This window comes from Marivita sp. S6314 (assembly GCF_023015985.1).
In the GTDB taxonomy this organism is placed as follows: Bacteria; Pseudomonadota; Alphaproteobacteria; order Rhodobacterales; family Rhodobacteraceae; genus Marivita.
In genome coordinates this window covers 1-2,144 of record NZ_JALKAO010000018.1, presented here as the reverse complement: position 1 = coordinate 2,144, position 2,144 = coordinate 1, and the positions used below count along the sequence as shown (strand labels likewise).

Below are 2,144 nucleotides of genomic sequence, written 5' to 3'. Positions count from 1 at the left end.
CCGTTGATCACCGCGCCGATCTCGATCACGTCGCTTTCGGCAATCAGCCCTGCGCCCACCGCGTGCTGCGCCTCGCCGATGGACACCGATTGCGCCACCTCGTCGGTGAACACCTTGGCCCGCGCCAGAAGCGCCGCCTCGACCTCCTGCTTGCCCTTGGTGTCAGTGCCCATGCAGGCGATATGGGTGCCCGCGCTCACGTGATCCGCCATCAGGGACGGCGCAAACGCGCTGGTGATCGAGATGATCACATCCGCCTCCGCCATCCCCGGCAGGTCCACCGCTTCAAACGGCACACCGGCCTCGGCGGCCACCTTTTCGATGTTCGGCAACATCTCGGGGTGATAATTCCACCCGATCACCTTCTCGAACGACCGCTGCTCCAGCGCCGCGCGCAGCTGGAAGGTCGCCTGGTGGCCCGCCCCCACCATGCCCATCACCTTGGCATCGGCGCGTGCCAGATGCTTGATCGACACCGAAGACGCCGCCGCCGTGCGCAGCGCGGTCAGCAGGTTGCCCCCCACCATCGCCCGCACGCGCCCGGTGTCGGGATCAAACAGGAACACCGTGGATTGGTGATTGATCAACCCGCGCTTTTCCAGGTTGTGCGGCCAGTATCCACCCGCCTTCAGGCCAAGCGATCCGCCAACCCGGTCAAACCCACCCTTGAAGCCATAAAGCGCATCCTCATGCCCAATCGCCTCTCGGATCACCGGGAAGTTATACGCATCTTTCGCAGCCATCGCCGCAAACACCTGTTCAACGGCGTCAAACGAGGCTTCGCGCGAGACCAGGTCGGCAATCTTGGCTTCTGGAACGATATACATGGGGGCTCCCTTTCGCAAAAACGGCGCACCCCCCGATATGCGCCGTCCTCATAGTCTCTGTTTCATGAATACTTTGGGGGTGTGGGGGCAAAGCCCCCACGGATCGGCGCGCGTCAGCGCGACGACATCAATACGCGCGACCGCGGGCCGACACCGGCCAGACGGTTTCCACCTTGCCGTTGCGCACACCGACATACCAGTCATGGACGTTGGCGGTCGGATCGCAGTGGCCCGGCACCAGCTTGAGCTTGTCATTGACCTTGAGAACCCCGTTCGGGTCCATCACAACGCCATGCTCGTCCGAGCATTTGACGTAGTCCACGTCCGTCCGGCCAAAGATCACCGGCAGGCCCGAATCCACCGACTGCGCCTTGAGACCGGCATCCACAATCGCCTTGTCGGCTTTTGCGTGGCTCATCACGCTGGTCAGGATGAAGAACGCGTTCTCCCATTCGCCCTGGTCGATGCGCTTGCCGTCCTTGTCGAGGATACGCCCGTAATCGGCATCCATGAACGCGTAGGACCCGCACTGAAGCTCGTTATACACACCCGAGTTGGACTCGAAATAATACGACCCGGTGCCGCCGCCACCAACGATGTCGCACTCCAGACCCTCGGCCTTGAGCGTGTCCACCGCGTCCTTGACCTGTGCCACCGCGATGTCGATCTTTGCCTTGCGGTCGTCATAGGAATCCATGTGCTGCATCGCGCCCTGGTAGGCCTGAATGCCGGCAAACCTGAGCCCCTCAGCCGCGTCGATCGCCTTGGCAATCTCGACCACTTCCGGCGTCGTCAGAACACCGCAACGGCCCGCGCCGCAGTCGATCTCGACCAGGCATTCGATCTGCGTGCCATGCTTGACCGCCGCAGCCGACAGGTCCGCCACATTGGCCAGGTCATCGACGCAGCAGATCGTGCGCGCGCCCAGCTTGGGCAACCGCGCCAGACGGTCGATCTTGGCCGGGTCCCGCACCTGGTTCGACACCAGCACATCGGTGATCCCACCCCGGGCAAACACCTCGGCCTCGGAGACCTTCTGACAGCACACGCCACAGGCCCCGCCCAGCTCTTCCTGAAGCTTCTGCACATCCACCGACTTGTGCATCTTGCCATGCGTCCGATGCCGCATCCCATGCGCCTTGGCGTAATCGCCCATCTTCTTGATGTTGCGCTCCAACGCATCCAGATCCAGCACCAGAGCAGGCGTCTGGATCTCCGCCTCATCCATCCCGGGCTTCGCCGGAATGTCAAAGCCAACCTCATAGTCCTCGAAATAACTCAGATCTTTCATCGCGTCTCTCCGTTTGCCTTCACAAA

2 protein-coding genes are annotated in these 2,144 nt (G+C 62.4%); both read right to left on the bottom strand.

Annotated features, from left to right (window positions below):
• Positions 1-827: iminosuccinate reductase BhcD (bhcD, locus tag MWU54_RS18565; RefSeq protein ID WP_247086743.1), on the bottom strand; the 827-nt coding region annotated here is incomplete at its 3' end.
• Between the two features lie 127 nt (positions 828-954).
• Positions 955-2,118 (bottom strand): 3-hydroxy-D-aspartate aldolase BhcC, encoded by a 1,164-nt coding sequence (gene bhcC / locus MWU54_RS18560; RefSeq protein ID WP_247086741.1) that lies wholly within the window; start codon positions 2,116-2,118, stop codon positions 955-957.
• Positions 2,119-2,144 lie beyond the last annotated feature (26 nt).